14 protein-coding genes are annotated in these 18,127 nt (G+C 61.0%); 4 read left to right on the plus strand and 10 right to left on the minus strand.

Annotation, left to right across the window (positions count from 1 at the left end; translation table 11 throughout):
- Positions 1-126: 126 nt before the first annotated feature.
- Entirely contained in the window at positions 127-2,553 is a 2,427-nt protein-coding gene (gene lon / locus J7557_RS05115) for an endopeptidase La (protein ID WP_291417954.1), read from the minus strand.
- Between the two features lie 326 nt (positions 2,554-2,879).
- Between lon and rocF the strand changes: the two genes are divergently transcribed.
- Positions 2,880-3,851 (plus strand): arginase, encoded by a 972-nt coding sequence (gene rocF, locus J7557_RS05120; RefSeq protein WP_291417956.1) that lies wholly within the window; start codon positions 2,880-2,882, stop codon positions 3,849-3,851.
- A 241-nt stretch (positions 3,852-4,092) separates the two neighbouring features.
- Here rocF and clpX read toward each other — a convergent pair whose 3' ends face one another.
- Both clpX and J7557_RS05130 read right to left on the minus strand, forming a co-directional pair.
- A complete protein-coding gene (clpX, locus tag J7557_RS05125; protein WP_291417958.1) occupies positions 4,093-5,370 on the minus strand; it encodes an ATP-dependent Clp protease ATP-binding subunit ClpX in 1,278 nt (425 codons plus the stop codon).
- A gap of 172 nt (positions 5,371-5,542) precedes the next feature.
- Positions 5,543-6,172, minus strand: a complete 630-nt coding sequence (locus J7557_RS05130) for an ATP-dependent Clp protease proteolytic subunit (RefSeq protein WP_035079023.1) — start codon at positions 6,170-6,172, stop codon at positions 5,543-5,545.
- 346 nt (positions 6,173-6,518) lie between these two features.
- Between J7557_RS05130 and J7557_RS05135 the strand changes: the two genes are divergently transcribed.
- Positions 6,519-6,914 (plus strand): nuclear transport factor 2 family protein, encoded by a 396-nt coding sequence (locus J7557_RS05135; RefSeq protein ID WP_291417961.1) that lies wholly within the window; start codon positions 6,519-6,521, stop codon positions 6,912-6,914.
- A 38-nt stretch (positions 6,915-6,952) separates the two neighbouring features.
- Here the strand turns inward: J7557_RS05135 and J7557_RS05140 are convergent, their stop codons facing one another.
- Positions 6,953-7,192 carry a hypothetical protein gene (locus tag J7557_RS05140; protein WP_291417963.1) on the minus strand — a complete coding sequence of 80 codons (240 nt, stop codon included), beginning with the start codon at positions 7,190-7,192 and terminating at the stop codon, positions 6,953-6,955.
- A gap of 172 nt (positions 7,193-7,364) precedes the next feature.
- Entirely contained in the window at positions 7,365-7,763 is a 399-nt protein-coding gene (locus J7557_RS05145) for a YciI family protein (protein WP_291417965.1), read from the minus strand.
- Between the two features lie 150 nt (positions 7,764-7,913).
- Here J7557_RS05145 and J7557_RS05150 point away from each other — a divergent pair, with 150 nt between their 5' ends.
- Complete coding sequence (locus tag J7557_RS05150) at positions 7,914-9,170, plus strand: cytochrome P450 (RefSeq protein WP_291417967.1); 1,257 nt, start codon at positions 7,914-7,916, stop codon at positions 9,168-9,170.
- A 139-nt stretch (positions 9,171-9,309) separates the two neighbouring features.
- On the opposite strand, the gene J7557_RS05155 is transcribed toward J7557_RS05150, so the two are convergent.
- The 5 genes from J7557_RS05155 to J7557_RS05175 form a co-directional block, all read right to left on the minus strand.
- Positions 9,310-10,779 carry an NAD(P)H-hydrate dehydratase gene (locus tag J7557_RS05155; protein ID WP_291417969.1) on the minus strand — a complete coding sequence of 490 codons (1,470 nt, stop codon included), beginning with the start codon at positions 10,777-10,779 and terminating at the stop codon, positions 9,310-9,312.
- A 108-nt stretch (positions 10,780-10,887) separates the two neighbouring features.
- Complete coding sequence (locus J7557_RS05160; protein ID WP_291417971.1) at positions 10,888-12,474, minus strand: diguanylate cyclase; 1,587 nt, start codon at positions 12,472-12,474, stop codon at positions 10,888-10,890.
- A gap of 396 nt (positions 12,475-12,870) precedes the next feature.
- Positions 12,871-14,280 carry a type I glutamate--ammonia ligase gene (gene glnA, locus J7557_RS05165; RefSeq protein WP_291417973.1) on the minus strand — a complete coding sequence of 470 codons (1,410 nt, stop codon included), beginning with the start codon at positions 14,278-14,280 and terminating at the stop codon, positions 12,871-12,873.
- A gap of 54 nt (positions 14,281-14,334) precedes the next feature.
- The gene (locus J7557_RS05170) at positions 14,335-14,673 is read right to left on the minus strand and encodes a P-II family nitrogen regulator (protein WP_035079039.1); all 339 of its coding nucleotides are present in this window, start codon (positions 14,671-14,673) and stop codon (positions 14,335-14,337) included.
- 248 nt (positions 14,674-14,921) lie between these two features.
- Positions 14,922-15,941: a PAS domain-containing protein gene (locus J7557_RS05175; protein WP_291417975.1), complete on the minus strand. Its 1,020-nt coding sequence runs from the start codon at positions 15,939-15,941 to the stop codon at positions 14,922-14,924.
- A gap of 355 nt (positions 15,942-16,296) precedes the next feature.
- On the opposite strand from J7557_RS05175, the gene J7557_RS05180 reads away from it, so the two are divergent.
- Positions 16,297-18,084 carry a methyl-accepting chemotaxis protein gene (locus tag J7557_RS05180; RefSeq protein ID WP_291417978.1) on the plus strand — a complete coding sequence of 596 codons (1,788 nt, stop codon included), beginning with the start codon at positions 16,297-16,299 and terminating at the stop codon, positions 18,082-18,084.
- Positions 18,085-18,127: the final 43 nt, after the last annotated feature.

Below are 18,127 nucleotides of genomic sequence, written 5' to 3' on the forward strand. Positions count from 1 at the left end.
ATCTCGAGATCTCAGGATGGGCCCCGGCCTTCGCCGGGGTGACAGCCGGTGGGTGTTGGGCGGTGCAGACTCCCCAAAACAAAAACGGCGGCCCGAGGGCCGCCGTTTTCATATCTGTCAGATCGATCAGTGCGTCAGGCTGGCGGCCGAGTCGTCGGCGGCCGGGTCGGTCTTGGCGACGGCCGGGGCTTCATCGAAATTCCATTCGATGGCTTCGGGCTTGCGCACCAGGGCGCGTTCAATGACCTGGTCCATGCGGCTGACCGGAACGATCTCCATGCCTTCCTTGACGATGTCCGGAATCTCCTGAAGGTCGCGAACATTCTCTTCCGGGATCAGCACAGTCTTGATGCCGCCGCGGAGGGCTGCGAGCAGCTTCTCCTTGAGGCCGCCGATGGGAAGCACCCTGCCCCGCAGCGTGATTTCGCCGGTCATGGCGACATCATTGCGAACCGGAATGCCTGTCATCACCGAGACGATGGCAGTCGCAAGACCAATGCCGGCCGACGGACCATCCTTGGGCGTAGCGCCTTCGGGAAGGTGGACGTGAATGTCGCGCGTGTCGAACATCGGCGGCTTGATGCCGAAGTCGATCGAGCGGGAGCGGACATAGGCCGTGGCCGCCGTCAGCGATTCCTTCATCACTTCCTTGATGTTGCCGGTAACCGTCATGCGGCCCTTGCCCGGCGTCATCACGCCTTCAATGGTCAACAGTTCGCCGCCAACCGAAGTCCAGGCGAGGCCGGTCACGAGACCAACCTGCGACTCGGCTTCGATCTCACCATGCTTGAAGATGGCCGGGCCGAGATACTTGGCCAGACGCTCTTCGTCGATGGTGATCGACTTGGTCTTGGTGCGGACGATATCCGTAACCGCCTTGCGCATCAGCTTCGAAATCTCGCGCTTGAGGTTGCGGACGCCGGCTTCACGGGTATAGCCGCGAATGACCTTCATCAGCATCTCGTCGCTGAGCACGAATTCGCCGTGGGCGACGCCGTTTTCCTTGGCGGCTTCCGGGATCAGGTGCTGCTTGGCGATCGCGTGCTTCTCCTCTTCGGTGTAACCCGAGAGGCGAATGATCTCCATGCGGTCCATCAGCGGGCCGGGAATGTTCAGCGTGTTCGAGGTCGTGACGAACATCACGTCCGAGAGATCATAGTCCACCTCAAGGTAGTGATCGGCGAACGTGTTGTTCTGTTCGGGATCAAGCACTTCGAGCAGAGCCGAAGACGGGTCGCCCCTAAAATCCTGGCCCATCTTGTCGATTTCGTCGAGCAGGAAGAGCGGGTTGGATTTTCCCACTTTCTTGAGCGACTGGATGATCTTGCCGGGCATGGAGCCGATATAAGTGCGGCGGTGCCCGCGGATTTCGGCTTCGTCACGGACGCCACCGAGCGCCATGCGCACGAATTCGCGGCCGGTCGCCTTGGCGATCGACTTGCCGAGCGAGGTCTTGCCGACACCCGGAGGGCCGACGAGGCACAGGATCGGGCCCTTCAGCGTGCCGGTACGAGCCTGAACGGCCAGGTATTCAAGGATACGTTCCTTGACCTTTTCGAGACCGTAGTGGTCTTCGTCCAGAACCTTTTCAGCCAGCAGCAGATCGCGCTTGACCTTGGACTTCTTGCCCCATGGCAGGCCGAGAAGCGTATCAAGGTAGTTACGCACGACGGTGGCTTCCGCCGACATCGGGCTCATTCCCTTGAGCTTCTTGACTTCACCATCGGCCTTGGCCCGAGCTTCCTTGGAAAGCTTGGTCTTGGCGATGCGCTCTTCCAGTTCGGTGATCTCGTTGGTGCCGTCTTCGCCGTCACCGAGTTCCTTCTGGATCGCCTTCATCTGCTCGTTGAGATAGTACTCGCGCTGCGTCTTCTCCATCTGGCGCTTGACGCGCGAGCGGATGCGCTTTTCGACCTGCAGCACGCCGATCTCGCCTTCCATCAGGCCTATCACCTTTTGGAAGCGTTCGATGACGGAAACGGTCGACAGCAGGTCTTCCTTTTCCGGGATCTTGATGACCAGGTGGCTGGCAATGGTATCGGCGAGCTTGGACGGGCTCTCGATCTGACCGACCGCAGCCACGACCTCTGCCGAGATCTTCTTGTTCAGCTTGACGTAGTTTTCGAATTCGCTCTGAGCGGAGCGCGCCAGAGCTTCAAGCTCGGTCGCATCTTCCTCGGGCTCGGGAAGCGGGCTCGCTTCAGCTTCGAAATATTCTTCCGTCTGCAGATAATTGTCGATGGTCGCGCGGCTGAGACCTTCCACGAGCACCTTCACAGTACCATCCGGAAGTTTCAGAAGCTGGAGCACAGTGGCGATCGTCCCGGTGCTGTAGATCTGATCCGGGGCTGGATCGTCGTCCTGCGCGTTCTTCTGGGTCACGACAAGAATGTGCTTGTCGTCGCGCATGACCTCTTCAAGAGCCTTGACCGACTTTTCGCGACCGACAAACAGCGGCACGATCATTCCGGGGAAGACCACGATGTCGCGCAGGGGAAGAACCGGGTAAACCCGGTCCCGGCTCGTTTCGCCGGTGGGATTGACGTCCGACATCATATTTCCTTTCCGGGGCGCGCCGGGAGGAATTGGAGTAGCGCGCCCGTATTGCGACTGCCCAATTCTGAAAGGCTGGGCGATTCAGGTTAATAAATAGGTTCGCACGCCCCCACCGCAAGTCAATCATTGCGGTTTTGTGACCTATTACACCGCTTCGCACAGGAGGCATGCCTATTAAGGCAGGAACAGGCGTGTGCCTTGGATACAAAGGAGAATCTGGCCTTTGGTCCGGCAGCAGACTGTGTCGCAGCCTATAGATTGGGTGTGACAGGAAGCTGTGCCATGCTTGGCCAATCGCCATGCCCCAAAATGAGGACCAAACAATGGTAACAAAACCCAAACGGATCGACATTCTGGGGGTAGCAACGGCGTCGGGCGCCTCGGTTCGCGGTTGTGGCATGGGGCCGGAGGCGCTGCGGGTAGCAGGGCTGCTGGAGGCGCTCGTTGAGCTGGAGCATTCGATTGGCGACCATGGCGATCTCCGAAGGGTGCATCCGGAGATAAGCACCAATCCGTCGAGCTGGCGATTGCCGGATGAGCGGAAGGCCGACGTACTGGAGCTTGCCGAGCGGACGAGCAATGCGGGTTACGACATTCTGAGCAATGGGCACTTTCCGATTTTTATCGGCGGGGACCATTCGATTGCCATGGGTTCGCTGTCAGCTGTGTCGCGGTACAATGCACCCAAGGGCAAGCCGGTGCATGTGCTCTGGGTCGATGCGCATGCCGACTATAACACGCCTGATACCTCGCCATCGGGCAATCTCCACGGGATGCCACTGGCGCTGCTGTGTGGCGAGCCGGGCTTTGACGACAGTTATAGGGGTGATTGGCTCGGGAAGATCGAGCCGCGCAATGTCACGATCTTTGGGGCGCGCTCGATCGACCGGGAGGAGCGTCGGCTGCTGCATGCGCGCGGCGTGGAAGTGATCGATATGCGCAAGATCGATCAGACGGGCGTGGTCGGGTTGATGCAGCCGATACTTGACCGCGTGAAGGCGGCGAATGGGCACCTGCATGTGAGTTTTGATGTGGATGTGGTGGACCCTGCTCTGGCCCCGGGAGGCGGCACGCTGGTGCCAGGAGGGCTGACCTATCGCGAGGCGCATCTGATCATGGAGATGCTGCATGACAGCGGCGTGGTGGGGTCGCTCGATATCGTGGAGCTCAATCCGTTTGTGGACCACGGTGGCAAGAGCGCGACGCTGTTGGTGGACCTGGTGGCGAGCCTGTTTGGGCGGTCGATCATGGGTGAGGAGCCGGGGCCGGTGGAGTTTGTGACGGGGGAGGACTAGGCACCAGCCTTCCCTCGCCCCTTGCGGGAGAGGGAAAGGAATTTCTTCGTTCAGAAGAAATTCCAGGGTGAGGGGTTCTCTCCACACGCTCAGGGCTTGCCGAGGGATCGCATACCCCTCATCCGCCCCTTCGGGGCACCTTCTCCCGCAAGGGGAGAAGGGAGTGCGGTGGCTCACAAACTTCAAACAAAAAAACACCGGGTCTTGCGACCCGGCGTTTTGATTTCAGCTCAGCGCCGCTTTAGGCCGATGCAGGCTCTTCGTCTTTCTTGCGCTCGGAGTAGATGTAGAGCGGACGGACATCCTTGCCCTTCACCACTTCTTCCGAGATCACCACTTCTTCGACGCCTTCGAGCGAGGGCAGGTCGTACATGGTATCGAGAAGGATTGCTTCCATGATCGAGCGGAGGCCGCGGGCGCCGGTCTTGCGCTCGATGGCCTTCTCGGCGATCGCCTTGAGGGCGTCTTCGTGGAAGGTCAGTTCGACTTCTTCCATCTGGAAGAGGCGCTGGTACTGACGGACGAGAGCGTTCTTCGGAGCGGTCAGGATTTCGATCAGGGCCGGAATGTCGAGGTCTTCCAGGGTCGCGAGAACCGGGAGACGACCGATGAATTCCGGGATCAGGCCGAAACGGACCAAATCTTCCGGAGCGACGTCCTTGAGAAGCTCGCCGACGCGACGATCCTGCGGGTCCTTGACGGTGGCCGAGAAGCCGATGCCCGAACCTTCGCCGCGAGCGGAGATGATCTTTTCAAGACCAGCGAAAGCGCCGCCGCAGATGAAGAGGATGTTCGTGGTGTCGACCTGCAGGAATTCCTGCTGCGGATGCTTGCGGCCGCCCTGCGGAGGCACGGAGGCAACGGTGCCTTCCATGATCTTGAGGAGAGCCTGCTGCACGCCTTCGCCGGACACGTCGCGGGTTATGGACGGATTGTCCGACTTGCGGGAAATCTTGTCGACTTCGTCGATGTAGACGATGCCGCGCTGGGCCTTTTCGACATTGTAGTCGGCGGCCTGGAGCAGTTTCAGGATGATGTTTTCGACGTCTTCACCGACATAACCGGCTTCGGTCAGGGTCGTGGCGTCAGCCATGGTGAAGGGCACGTCGAGAATGCGGGCCAGCGTCTGTGCGAGCAGGGTCTTGCCCGAGCCCGTGGGACCGATGAGCAGAATGTTGGACTTCGACAGCTCGACGTCCTGATTCTTGGTCGCGTGGTGCAGGCGCTTGTAGTGGTTGTGGACAGCCACGGAGAGGACGCGCTTGGCGCGACCCTGGCCGATGACGTAATCGTCGAGCACCTTGCAGATATCGGCAGGGGTCGGCACGCCATCGGAGGACTTGACCATGGAGGTCTTGTTCTCTTCGCGGATGATGTCCATGCACAGCTCTACGCATTCATCGCAGATGAATACGGTCGGGCCGGCGATCAGCTTGCGAACCTCATGCTGCGATTTCCCGCAGAACGAGCAGTACAGCGTGTTCTTGGAGGTTTCGCCGTTCGTTGTCTCTTTGGACATCAGTCACTCCCGGGAACTTTTGGTCCCCAAAATCAGCGTTATCGGAAACCGTAACGCGGAAGACATAAAGAAAGTCTAAGCCGAAACGACCTTAAAGGCCGTTCCGGCTGTGTGCAATTGCTGTGGGATCACAGTCCACGGCGCATCAGCAATGTGCTTAACGCGCGTCAAATCAGGCAGACGCCTCGGGAACAGCACGCTTCTCGTGGATGGAATCGATCAGACCGAAGGTCTTGGCTTCTTCCGGAGACAGGAAGCGATCGCGCTCGAGAGCGTTCTCGATTTCCTCGTAGGTGCGGCCGGTGTGCTTCTCATAAATCTGATTAAGACGACGCTTCAAACCCTCGACTTCCTTGGCATGAATCAGAATGTCAGTGACCTGACCCTGGAAGCCGCCGGAAGGCTGGTGAACCATGACGCGCGAGTTCGGCAGCGAGGTGCGCATGCCCTTTTCGCCAGCGGCGAGGAGCAGCGAACCCATGGAAGCAGCCTGGCCCATGACCATGGTGGCAACGGCCGGGCGGATAAACTGCATGGTGTCGTAGATGGAAAGGCCAGCCGTCACCACGCCACCGGGCGAGTTGATGTAGAGGGCGATTTCCTTCTTCGGGTTCTCTGATTCGAGGAACAGAAGCTGGGCGACGATGAGCGAGGCCATATTGTCCTCGACCACACCGGTCACGAAAATGATGCGCTCGCGCAGAAGGCGCGAATAGATGTCGAAAGCGCGTTCGCCACGGTTCGACTGCTCGACCACCATGGGAACGAGCGTGTTCATGTAAAGATCGTGCGGATCCCGCATATTTTGCCCCTTGGCCCCCGTCGGCGTCGCAAGCGAACGGCAGGCTTAGTTGGTTGGCCCACGCCCCTGCCCCGAACGCGCACATGGCAAGGCAGAGAAACGCAGGTGAAATTCGAATCGGCGCGACTGGCCGATTGCAGCTATGCCGCCTTAACGGGCGGTAAAGGCACAAATAGGCGGCAATGGGGCCGGCTTCAATAGAGCGTCGCCAATGCAATGACACTAAGGTGAATGCCGCGTTTGGGATGTTCACAACTCCAGCCGGCCGGCTCCGTCAGATTTAATTCACGGTTGATAATGTTCTTGTTCTGTTCTAGTAAACTCGGGATCTGTGAGGGAGGACAATATGGATCATCCGGTGCTGGAACTGGAACGCGCTGCCATGGCCCGCTGGTGCCGGGGCGAAACGCGGGGATTTGTCGAACTGCTCGACGAGGACGTCGTCTATTTCGACCCCACGACACAAAGCCGGCTCAACAAGGCAGACCTGATGGCCATGTATGCCGAGATCGAAGGAACGATCTTTGCCGACCGCTACGAATTCATCGAGCCGCTGGTGCAGGAAATCGGCGACGCGGCGGTGCTGACGTTCAGGTTTGTCTCATGGGACAATGCGGGCAAAGCACTGCGCTGGAATTGCACCGAGGTGTTCCGGCGCCGTGATGGCGTGTGGCGGATCATCCAGACCCATTGGTCGATCACCGAGGCCGGCATACCAGACCCGGCGCCCTATACGATCTAGGGACGAGGCGGCGGGACTTTTCTCCCGCCGCAAAAGCCTTATTCGGCGCCGCCGGTGAAGGAAACGACGATGCCCTTCTTCTTGAAATAGGCCTGCATGAGCTTGCGGCCCTGGCGGTTGGGCTGGGCGAGCTTGGAGGTCTCGAACACGGCTTCCTTGGCGCCTTCCTTGGCCATGGCGGCCTTGAGCGCTGCGATGTGCAGGTCGATGTCTTCGTTGTTGTTCTTGATCGAGGCGTAGATGGCGTCGATCGCTGCGGAAACGGTGATGTCGCTCACGTGCGGATTTCCTTCGTCGCGTTTTGGCGCTCTCAAGACATCATTGCGGGTCGTTTGCCAAGGGTTTTCACCCCGTTTGAGAAAACGGAGGCCGGCGCAATCGCGGGGATGACGGCGAGTAGAGCAAGGCCGCGGAGCGAGAATCGCCGCGGCTTAACCCTCAGCACCACCGCTATGTCGGCTTGAATTCAGGTCGGCCCTCGCCGGTCTCGCTATGGCGGTCACTTTCATGCAGCGGCCTGATCTGGATTCGGCAATGGGCGGCGATGGGATCGTCGGCGAAAAGCGCCTTGGCTTCAGCCATGTCGGTGGCTTGGATGAGGACAACGCCACCAACGACTTCCTTGGCCTCGGCATAGGGGCCATCGGTTTCGTTGATGCGCACGGGGCGACGACGGTCGATCACTTCCTCGGTCGAAACGTCAGCCAGGGGCGAGGCTATGAGCAGGTGACCGCCGGCGCGCAGTTTCTGGTCGTGTTCGATAGTCGCATCGTCGAGGCGGCGCATTTCTTCGGGTGTGGTGCCGGCGAAAGCATCTGGAGCGAAATGGAAGAGGCAAAGGAATTTCATGTTCGGTCTCCGTGGTTGGACAGCGACGCGACGAGTGCCCGTTCTTGGGCTCGACTAATTTTCTGAGCTTTTTTTCGTTGAGCCACCAGAGGCATTTGCAGGGCGATGGGGTCGGCTTAAGGTGACGGGGTACAAGCCCTACGGACGACCATGGCCGCCATTATTCAAGTCAAGCCGATCACCGACGTTGCCGACGACCGCCGCGCCAGTGCCGCCCCTCGCGATCCCAAGTTTTTCCAGAGCCCCTATGCCTTCTATGCCGAGCGGCATGCGAGCAATCCGGCTTTTTTCTGGGAAGAGTATGGGCATTGGTGCTTTGCCGATTTCAAATCGGTCAGCGCCTTGTTACGCGATAAGCGATTTGGCCGGGAAATCCTGCATGTGTCGACGCGGGAGGAAATCGGGCTGCCGGAGCCGAAGCCGCATGTGGCGGATTTTGATCTCACCGAAAAACACTCGCTGCTGAACCTCGAACCGCCGGGGCACACGCGGCTGCGCATGCTGGTCAATCGGGCTTTCGTGTCGCGGCAGGTGGAGCAGCTACGGCCACGCATTCGGCAGTTGGCCAATGAGATCATCGATGGGTTCGAGGGCGAGGATAGCGTCGATCTGATCAAGGCTTTTGCCGCGCCCCTGCCCGCGATCATCATTGCAGAAATGATTGGCCTGCCGGCCGAAGCGGCGCCGCAATTGCTCAATTGGTCCAATCGGATGGTCACCATGTACATGTACGGGGTGACGTATGAGACCGAACTCGATGCCAACAAGGCGTCGGCCGATTTCATGACTTATCTGCGCGATGTGATTGCCGAGCGGCGTCGGGTGCCGCGGGAAGACCTGCTTACGCACATGCTCACCGCCGAACAGGGCGGGGAGAAGCTGAGCGACGATGAGGTGATGTCGACCGCCATCCTGCTGCTCAATGCCGGGCATGAGGCGACGGTGCACACGACAGGGAATGGGGTGAAATCCATTCTCGAAAGCGGGCTTGATCCCAAGACGCTATTTGCGACGCCGGAGCAGACCGAGGCGACGGTGGAGGAGTGTTTACGCTTTGACGCGCCGCTGCATCTTTTTACGCGCTATGCGCTGACGGACCTGGAAGTGGAAGGCATTCCGCTACGGAAGGGTGACGTGATTGGGCTGATGCTTGGTGCGGCCAATCGCGATCCCTCGCGGTTTGCCGATGCGGGGCGGTTCGATCCGTTCCGGACGGATGGCGCCAATGTCAGCTTTGGCGCCGGCATCCACTTCTGCATCGGTGCGCCGCTGGCGCGGATCGAGTTGCAGGAGGCCATGTCTGTGATGTTCCAGCGCCTGCCGAAGCTGCGGCTGGCCGAGCAGCCGAGCTACAACGACGTGTTCCATTTCCATGGGCTGGAAAAGCTCATGGTGCGCTGGGACTGAGCTTTCCGCGCCGTGTGGTGAGATGCTTCGTGTAAGCGAAACCTAGGTGCCACGCCCTCGTGGTTCGAGGCTGCGCTTCGCTGCGCACCTCACCATCAGGACTACTTGGATGCCAGGGCGTGGCCTTGTCATGCAGCCCCTAGAGCGTCGCGAGGACGGCCGGTAGCAGCGGCGGCAGGTCTTCGCTCATCATGCCGGGGCCGCCAAAGCGATTGGCAGCTTCCGCGTGGAGCCAGGCGCCGGCACAGGCGGCGTCGAAGCCGTTCATGCCCTGCGCGAGCAGGCCGCCGATGATGCCTGCGAGGACATCGCCGGAGCCGGCTGTGCCGAGCCAGTTGGGGGCATTGGCATTGATGGCGGCGCGGCCATCGGGCGCGGCGATGGCGGTGTCGCTGCCCTTGAGCAGGATGATGGCGCCGGAATGCTGGGCAGCGGCGCGGGCGCGTTCGAGCTTGCCGCCGGGGACGTTGCCGAAGAGGCGTTGGAATTCGCCTTCGTGGGGGGTGAGCACGACGGGGCGGGCGGCATTGGCCTTTATTGCGGCGAAGAGCCTTTCGCTCTCGCTGGCAAAACTGGTGATGGCGTCGGCGTCGAGCACCGTCGCCGCACCCGAGGAGAGGGTCGCCAGTGCCTTGTCGCGCGTGGCTTCGCCAATGCCGGCGGCCGGGCCTAGGACGACGGCGTTCATGCGCCTATCGCCGAGCAGTTCGGCCAGTTCGCCGGCGTTTTCGGCGGACTTGAGCATGATGGCCGTCACATGGGCGGCGTGAACGCGTAACGCGGCGGTTTCGCCTGCGAGGGAGACGACCCCTGCCCCAACGCGAAAAGCGCCATGGGCGGCGAGACGGGCGCCGCCGGTTTCGAGCTCGCTGCCGGAAACGACGATCACGTGGCCACGGTCATATTTGTGGCCGTCGGCCATGGACTGCGGCATGGCCCAGAGTTCGCGCGTGTTCTGCCAGGCTTTTGGGTTGATGCGGTCGAGGACCGCGTCGGGAATGCCGATATCGGCGAGGACGACTTCGCCGCAATGCTGACGGCCCGGCAGGAGCACGTGGCCGGGTTTCAGGCGGAAGAAGGTGACCGTCATGTCGGCGATCATGGCCACGCCACGGACGGCACCGGTAGCGCCATCGATGCCGCTGGGCACGTCGACGCTAACCACGGGGAGCGTCGAGCCGTTGACCGTGGTGATGATGCTGGCGATCTCGCCTTCGATGTCGCGATCGAGCCCGGCGCCCAGAATGGCGTCGACGATCAGGTCTGCGTCCTCGATGTCCTTTTCGCTCGGAGCGTCGATACGGCCGGTCCACTGCTCAGCCGCAACGAGAGCATCGCCGCGGAGCGCATTGCGTTCGCCGAGGAGGCGCACCTGCACCGGCCAGCCGCGCTGCTGCAGGAGACGAGCGACGATGAAACCGTCGCCGCCATTGTTGCCGGTGCCGCACAGCACGAGAACGGAGCGCTGGTAATAGCGCTCGATGATGGCCTCGGCCACCGCCTTACCGGCCGCCTCCATCAGGCGGAAGGACCTGACGCCGCCTTCGATGGCGAAGCGATCGGCCTGGGCCATTTCCTGAGGCGTGAGAAGGGCATCGGTATGGGCCATGAGTGCCTCGCTGCGAGTCAGTGCTGTCTATCTCATAGCGAGGTTGGAGCAGAAATAGGACAAAGAAACGCCGGAACCGGCAATTGGACGGAAAAGCAACGGGGTGTTTTAGCCGGCCTGCCGGCGTTGGTCCGTGTCGCGCCAGACCGTGCGATTGCGGCCACCATGCTTGGCCGCATAGAGCCGCTGGTCGGCGCGAACCATGATTTCGTCGTGGTGGCGGGCCTCGGCGGTCGAGCACAGGCCAATGCTTGCCGTGGCGCGGAGGCCCGGGGCGATGTCGCTCCAATCGATGTCCTGGAGCGCCAGGCGCAGGTCTTCCACGATGGCGATCGCGTCCTGGGTATCATGGCGCGGCAGGATCACGACGAATTCCTCACCGCCGAGGCGGGCCGCAAAGCCCAGGTCGGCCACATGGGCGCCCAGGGTGCGGGAGACTCGGCGCAGGACGTCGTCGCCTACGAGGTGGGAATATTGATCGTTCACGGCCTTGAAGTGATCGAGATCGAAGATGGCCAGCGCGTAGTCGCTGCCTGCCAGGTCTTCCACCATGCGCTCGAAACTGCGCCGATTGGGCATGCCGGTCAGCGCGTCAAGCAAGGCTTCCGCGGCCAGCGCACTGGCGCGAGCGCGCAACTGGCTGGTTTCCGCGCGCAGTTCCGCTGCTTTGGCGAGGCGCTGCGTAGTTTCGCCGGATTGGCGCACATAGAGCGCGTGGAAACGCTTTTGCAGCGCCAATGCCAGCTCGAATTGACCGAGAGCCTCATGGACCCGCCCCAATTGGGCGGCTGCATTGAGCTGATGGTCGATCTGGCCCGTTTCATCGGCAAGGTCCAGGGATTGCTGCGCAGCTTCCAGCGCGCCAGAGAGATCGCCGCTGCGCAGCCGGGCCGTTGCGAGGGTATAGAGATAGTGGATGCGAAGACTGGCCCCACCTTCGCCGGGTAGAGCGGCCGAGCGCTCGAGGCGCTGCATCGCAGCGTCGACATCGCCTTTGAGAGCGCTGTATTCGGCGCAATTGCCGAGCGCCACGCGCAGGGTCCAGAGATCGCCACAGGCTTCGGCGGCGGAAATGGCCTCGTCGGTTATGCGAATGGCGCGGTCCAGCCAATGAGTCGTGGCGGACGTGTCCTCTGCGGCTTCGGCTTCTTCGGCGCGCTTGGAATAGCAAAAGCCGAGGTTGAGCAGGCCGAAGGCGTGGAGACCGGCATTTCCGGCGCTTGCTGCTACCGCAGTGCTGCGCTCGAGGAGCGGAACGGCCATGGAAACCTGCCGGCAGACCGCCAGGGTGACGCCCTTGGCATTGAGCGCGAATGCCAGTGCCGGGGCGTCATTGCTGCTTTCGGCGGTGGCGACAGCCAGCGAGGCCAGGTCAAAGGCATCGTCGCTCAGGCCGATATCGAGCAGCAGGAAGGCTTCGATGGCCTTGATGCGGGCCAATTCGGCCGTGTCATCGAGCTTGCTCCAGAGGCGCCTGGCGGCGACGGCGCATTCCAGCCCGACCTCGACATCCCCCAGCCGCATGCAGCACCAGGCCATCTGGCTCATGCAGCGGGCCAGAGTGCTGGGCTCGCCCTGTTGCTGGGCCGAAAGATAGGCTGATTTGGCAAAGCTCAGCGCCCCGGCGCAATCGCCCCTGTCCATGAGCGAAAAGCTCTGGGCGAGATCGTCACCGAAAAAGCGCTGGTCAGACACAGATACTTACAACCCCCGAGCAGAGCGACCATAGCCGATTTTCAGCTCTGATTGTACTCAACTTTTTGGTGTGCACGTTTTTCGGGCCCTCGATGCCGCCAAATCTCTAGCGGGCGACCGTTTCTTTGACGGCGTGGGCACGGGCCTTGATGGTGACCGGCCCCTGCCCCGTCATTTCCTGGGCGACGTCCTGCGCGGTCAACTGGCCGAGCACCTGGCTTATTCCCGGCGCGGAGGTCCCCACGGTCCAATAGTCTTCAAAGCTTGGATAGTTGCGCGATACTTCGATCGTCCTGGTGGCGACATTAACGAGGCCCGCGCCATTCCAGAGTTTTTCGAGCCTGACGGTAACAAAAAAGGGCCCCGGAGGGCCCTTTCTCTTTGCTACTGCAGCTCTTAGGCCGAGTAGTACATTTCGTATTCGACCGGGTGCGGGGTCATTTCGACGCGCAGGACTTCCTGCATCTTCAGTTCGATATAGGCATCGATGAAATCGTCGTCCATGACGCCGCCGACCTTGAGGAAGTCGCGGTTCTTGTCGAGGTTTTCCAGAGCTTCACGGAGCGAGCCGGAAACGGTCGGGATTTCCTTGAGTTCGTCCTTCGGCAGTTCGTAGAGATCCTTGTCCATCGGGTCGCCCGGGTGGATCTTGTTCTTGATGCCGTCGAGGCCGGCCATCAGCAGGGCGGTGTAGGCCAGGTACGGGTTTGCCAGCGGATCGGGGAAACGAACTTCGACGCGCTTTGCCTTCGGCGACTGGCCGAAGGGGATACGGCAGGAAGCCGAACGGTTACGGGCCGAGTAGGCCAGCAGAACCGGAGCTTCGAAGCCGGGCACCAGACGCTTGTAGGAGTTGGTGGTCGGGTTGGTGAAGGCGTTGATGGCCTTGGCGTGCTTGATGACGCCGCCGATGTACCAGAGGCATTCCATCGAGAGACCAGCATACTGGTCGCCAGCGAAGAGCGGCTTGCCGTCCTTCCAGATCGACATGTGGCAGTGCATGCCCGAGCCGTTGTCGCCGTAGACCGGCTTGGGCAGGAAGGTTGCGGTCTTGCCATAGGCATTGGCAACCTGCTGCACGGCATACTTGTAGATGAGAACGTCGTCAGCCGACGCGATCATCTGCTTGTACTTGAGGCCGAGTTCGTGCTGGGCGGAAGCCACTTCGTGGTGGTGCTTCTCGATGATGATGCCCATCTGGCCCATGGCTTCGAGCATTTCACCGCGCATGTCCTGCGCGCTATCAAGTGGAGGAACCGGGAAGTAACCCTTCTTGAGGCCGATGTGGTGACCATTGTTGCCGGCTTCGTAGTCGGCGTCGTTGTTGGTCGGCAGTTCGGCAGCGTCGACCGAGAAACCAACCTTGTAGGTGGTGGTCGAGTACTTCACGTCGTCGAAGATGAAGAATTCGGGCTCGGGACCGAACACGACGGTGTCGCCGATACCGGACGACTTGACGAGGCCTTCAGCCTTCTTGGCGATCGAGCGGGGATCGCGGTTATAGGGCTGGTAGGTTGCCGGCTCGAGAATGTCGCAGTTTATCGCGAGGGTCGAGGCGGCGAAGAACGGGTCGATATAGGCCGAGTTCGGATCGGGCATGAGCACCATGTCGGACTCGTTGATGGCCTTCCAGCCAGCAATCGAGGAACCGTCGAACATCACGCCATCTTCAAACATGTCGGCGTCAACGACGGACGCATCCATGGTGACGTGCTGCAGCTTGCCGCGCAGGTCGGTGAAACGCACGTCGAGATACTTGATGTTCTCGTCCTTCATGCGCTGGATAATGTCTGCTCCGGTAGTCATCAGGTCTTCCCCTGTAAACGGACTGTTTGTTGCTGGATTTATGGGGCGCGACGCTTAGAGCGCGTCGTCGCCGAATTCGCCGGTACGGATGCGGATGGCTTGTTCGATCGAATAGACGAAAATCTTGCCATCGCCGATGCGGCCGGTTTGCGCGGCATTGCGGATCGCCTCGATCGCCTTTTCGGCGAGTTCGTCGGGGCAAACCACCTCGACCTTCACTTTGGGAAGGAAATCGACGACATATTCCGCGCCACGATAGAGCTCCGTGTGCCCCTTCTGGCGGCCAAAGCCTTTGGCCTCGGTCACGGTGATGCCCTGCAGGCCAACTTCCTGCAGCGCCTCTTTGACTTCGTCGAGCTTGAAGGGCTTTACGATAGCCTCGATTTTTTTCAACTGTGCCTCCACTGAGCGTCTTAGGCCGTTACCGCCAACCTGTATGCACGGGCCATGCCAGCGTGCCAAAGCATGGAAAACATTAACTGTTGCATGGACTTGACCAGGTCGAACGAGATGCGTCCGGGTGGCCACGATAGCACGAATGATCGTTTTTCGGGCGTGTTGCATATTTTTTATGCAAACAAAAGTAGCTTTCGGACATTCCTTGCGCCATAGCTGACCAAAATCTCACCACATGCACGCGATCAGGCGAGATCGGAGACGCAGAAGCGGCCGCGTTCGTCGTGCCAGATGGTTAGGCCGGCTTCCTTGAAGGCCAAGAGGACCATGCGGAGGCTATCGCCCTGGCCGGGGATTTCGGCGCTCTCGATGCGACGCACCGTTGAGACCGAAATGCCGGCATTCTGCGCCAGGGTTTCAGCCGTCCAATCGAGCAGTGCGCGGCAGGCCCTGACCTGGGCCGGTGTCAGGGAGGCAATATCCTCCCTTGCTGCGCGCGGAGCGGTAATGCGCGGATTACGGCTCGAAATGCCACCATAGTGCAGGTTGGATGAAATTTCGGAGGAGAAGGGCAAGCCTACGATATGAAACTGCTGATATTCGCCATTGGCGAGGCGCAGGCGGGGCGAGAAACTGTAGGGCCTGCGATTTCCCACGGTTTCGCGCCAGAGATCGGGCAGACGTTCGAGGTCGTCGGGATGCAGGCTCGTGCGCCAATTGGTGACGTCGTCGCCCGGCTGGGCATTGGCGTCGACGAGGTCGCTGCCGAAGTGATCGATCAGGCGCCCTTCCTCGTCGGCGATCCAGAACACGGCGCCAATGAGCCGGGAAATATTGTGCAGCAGCGCGCGGTTGTTGGCGACGCGTTCGCGGAGGTCCTGCCGTTCCGTTATGTCGGAAACCACGGCCACGACGCGGGTGGCATTGCCGTCGCGATCAAAGAGCCGGCGCGCCTCACTGCGCAGATACCGCAACTGGCCATCGGGGCGGATGATCCTGAACTGCCGGTCGGTCTGGCGGGCATCGGTGACGAAGCCGTGCGGATCGTCGACGGGGAGACGATCCTTTGGATGGACGAGGGTTTCGAGAAAGGCGAGGTCGAGGTGAAGGCCGGCGGGGTTGATGCCAGCCAAGGCATACAGCCCAGCCGAGCAATGCAGCCGCGCGTTGGCGATATCCCAAGACCAGAAGCCCACACCAAGCCTGGCCTCGACGGCGCGCACCCACTCGTCGGACTGCCGGATACCCGGACTACGTTCTGCCATGTCCCTCTCTCCACCGGATGCTTTTGCATCCGCTAACCGCGCAACAGGAGCTGGCCAGACGAAGTCGGGGACTCTGCGGCATCATCAAGTGCCGCACGTTGTCTTTCTTCGAAAACCTGGGTCATGGCAAGAGCCCGTGGCGATCGTTTTTTCTTAAGATTAGCGACAAGATTCGGAGGGACGACTTGATCTGGATCAATGAAACTTTTCCGCTCAGCCCTTGAGCAGAAAAGTGGCGAAATCCCCGCATCAGGAGAAACGCGTACTCCGCAGGCGGCCAAAAGGGGCGATGGCCGAAAGATGGTGCTCATTAGAAGTTGCTAGCGTCGATCTACTTTAACCCTGGGGGATCACTGTGGACGTCCGCCTCTTCAGCAACAAACGCCGGGTTCTGGCGCAAGAGAACCAAGCTACTCTCGACGCAATTTCGCGGGCGCTGGCTGTCATCGAATTCGAACTCGACGGCACGATCCGGACGGCCAACAAGAACTTCCTCGACGTGATGGGATACACGCTCGACGAAGTGCGCGGGAAGCATCACCGCATGTTTGTCACCCCCGCCGAAAGCGCCCTGCCCGACTACAAGCTGTTCTGGCAGCAATTGGCAAAGGGCGAATTCCAGGCAGCCGAGTATCGTCGCATTGGCAAGGACGGCAAGGAAGTCTGGATACAGGCGACCTATAATCCGGTTTTCGGGCGCGATGGGACGCCCTCGAAGATCGTGAAGTTCGCCACCGATGTGACAGAGGCAAAGCTCCTCGCCGCCGACAGCGCCGGCCAGCTTGCCGCGATCTCGCGCTCGCAAGCCGTCATCGAATTCACGCCCAAGGGCGAAGTGATCACGGCGAATGACAATTTCTGCCGGGCTCTGGGCTATTCGCTCGAAGAAATCCGCGGGCGGCACCACAAAATTTTCGTGCCGCCCAACGAGGCTGCCAGTGCGGCCTATCAGGAATTCTGGAGCCGGTTGGGACGCGGCGAGTTTCAGTCGGCCGAATATCTCCGCCTTGGCAAAGGTGGGCAGGAAGTCTGGATCCAGGCGACGTACAACCCAATCTTTGACCACCATGGGAAAGTGTTCAAGATCGTCAAATACGCTACCGACGTCACGGACAGGAAGCGCGCCGTGAACTTGCTCGGCGGCGAACTGGCAAAGCTCGCCAAGGGCGATCTGCGGGCGCGCATCCACACCCCGTTCAAGGGGGAACTCGACGCCGTGCGGCTGGCCTACAACAATACGGTGGACCGCTTCGCCGAGATCGTAGCGCGGCTGCGGCGCTCGTCGGGCACGCTGCGTGCGGCAACGGCAGAAATCCTGACCGGCGCCAATGATCTTGCGGAACGCACCTCGCGCCAGGCATCGGCAATCCAGGAAACGAGTGCGGCGATGAAGAATCTTGCCGACACGGTGGAAGAAAATGCCGCGCGAGCGGAGGCGGCCCGCGGCAAGGCGCGCGCCGTTTCGACCACTGCGGAGCAAAGCGGCGCAGTCATGAACCAGGCCCAGGACGCCATGGGGCGCATCCTGGCGTCGTCGTCGCAAATTTCCAATATTGTCGGGCTGATCGACGACATCGCCTTTCAGACTAACCTGCTTGCCCTCAACGCCTCGGTGGAAGCGGCGCGGGCCGGCGATGCCGGCAAGGGCTTTGCCGTGGTAGCCGTGGAAGTGCGTCGGCTCGCGCAATCGGCGGCGCAGGCGTCCTCGGACGTCAAGGTGCTGATTGAGCGCTCGTCCTCAGAGATTTCGACGGGATCGAGGCTGCTCTCCGACGCGGCGGAGCGCATTGCCAGCATGCTGGGCGATGTGCGGGACAATAGCGGGCTTATGGACAGCATTGCCAGCGGCAGCCGCGAGCAGTCGGGCGCGATCGCCGAAGTTGCGACCGCTGTCCGGCAGATGGACGAGATGACGCAACACAATGCGGCGCTCGTTGAAGAGACCAATGCCGCCATCGAGCAGACCGAGGGGCAAGCGAGCGAACTCGACAGAATCGTCGAAGTCTTTGTCGTTGAAGATGCGCCCCTGGCGCGCGAACCGGCGCAGGAGAAGCCGCGGGCGATACCGCGAGCGGTCAGGCCGGCATGGGATTGGATGGGGCAAGGCAATGCCGCCCTCGATATCGGCTGGAGCGAGCGCTAGGCGAATGCAGGCAGGACGTCCGCCAGCGCCCTGCCTGTCATTT

Origin of the sequence: Devosia sp. (genome assembly GCF_017744655.1) — a bacterium.
Classification (GTDB): Bacteria; Pseudomonadota; Alphaproteobacteria; order Rhizobiales; family Devosiaceae; genus Devosia.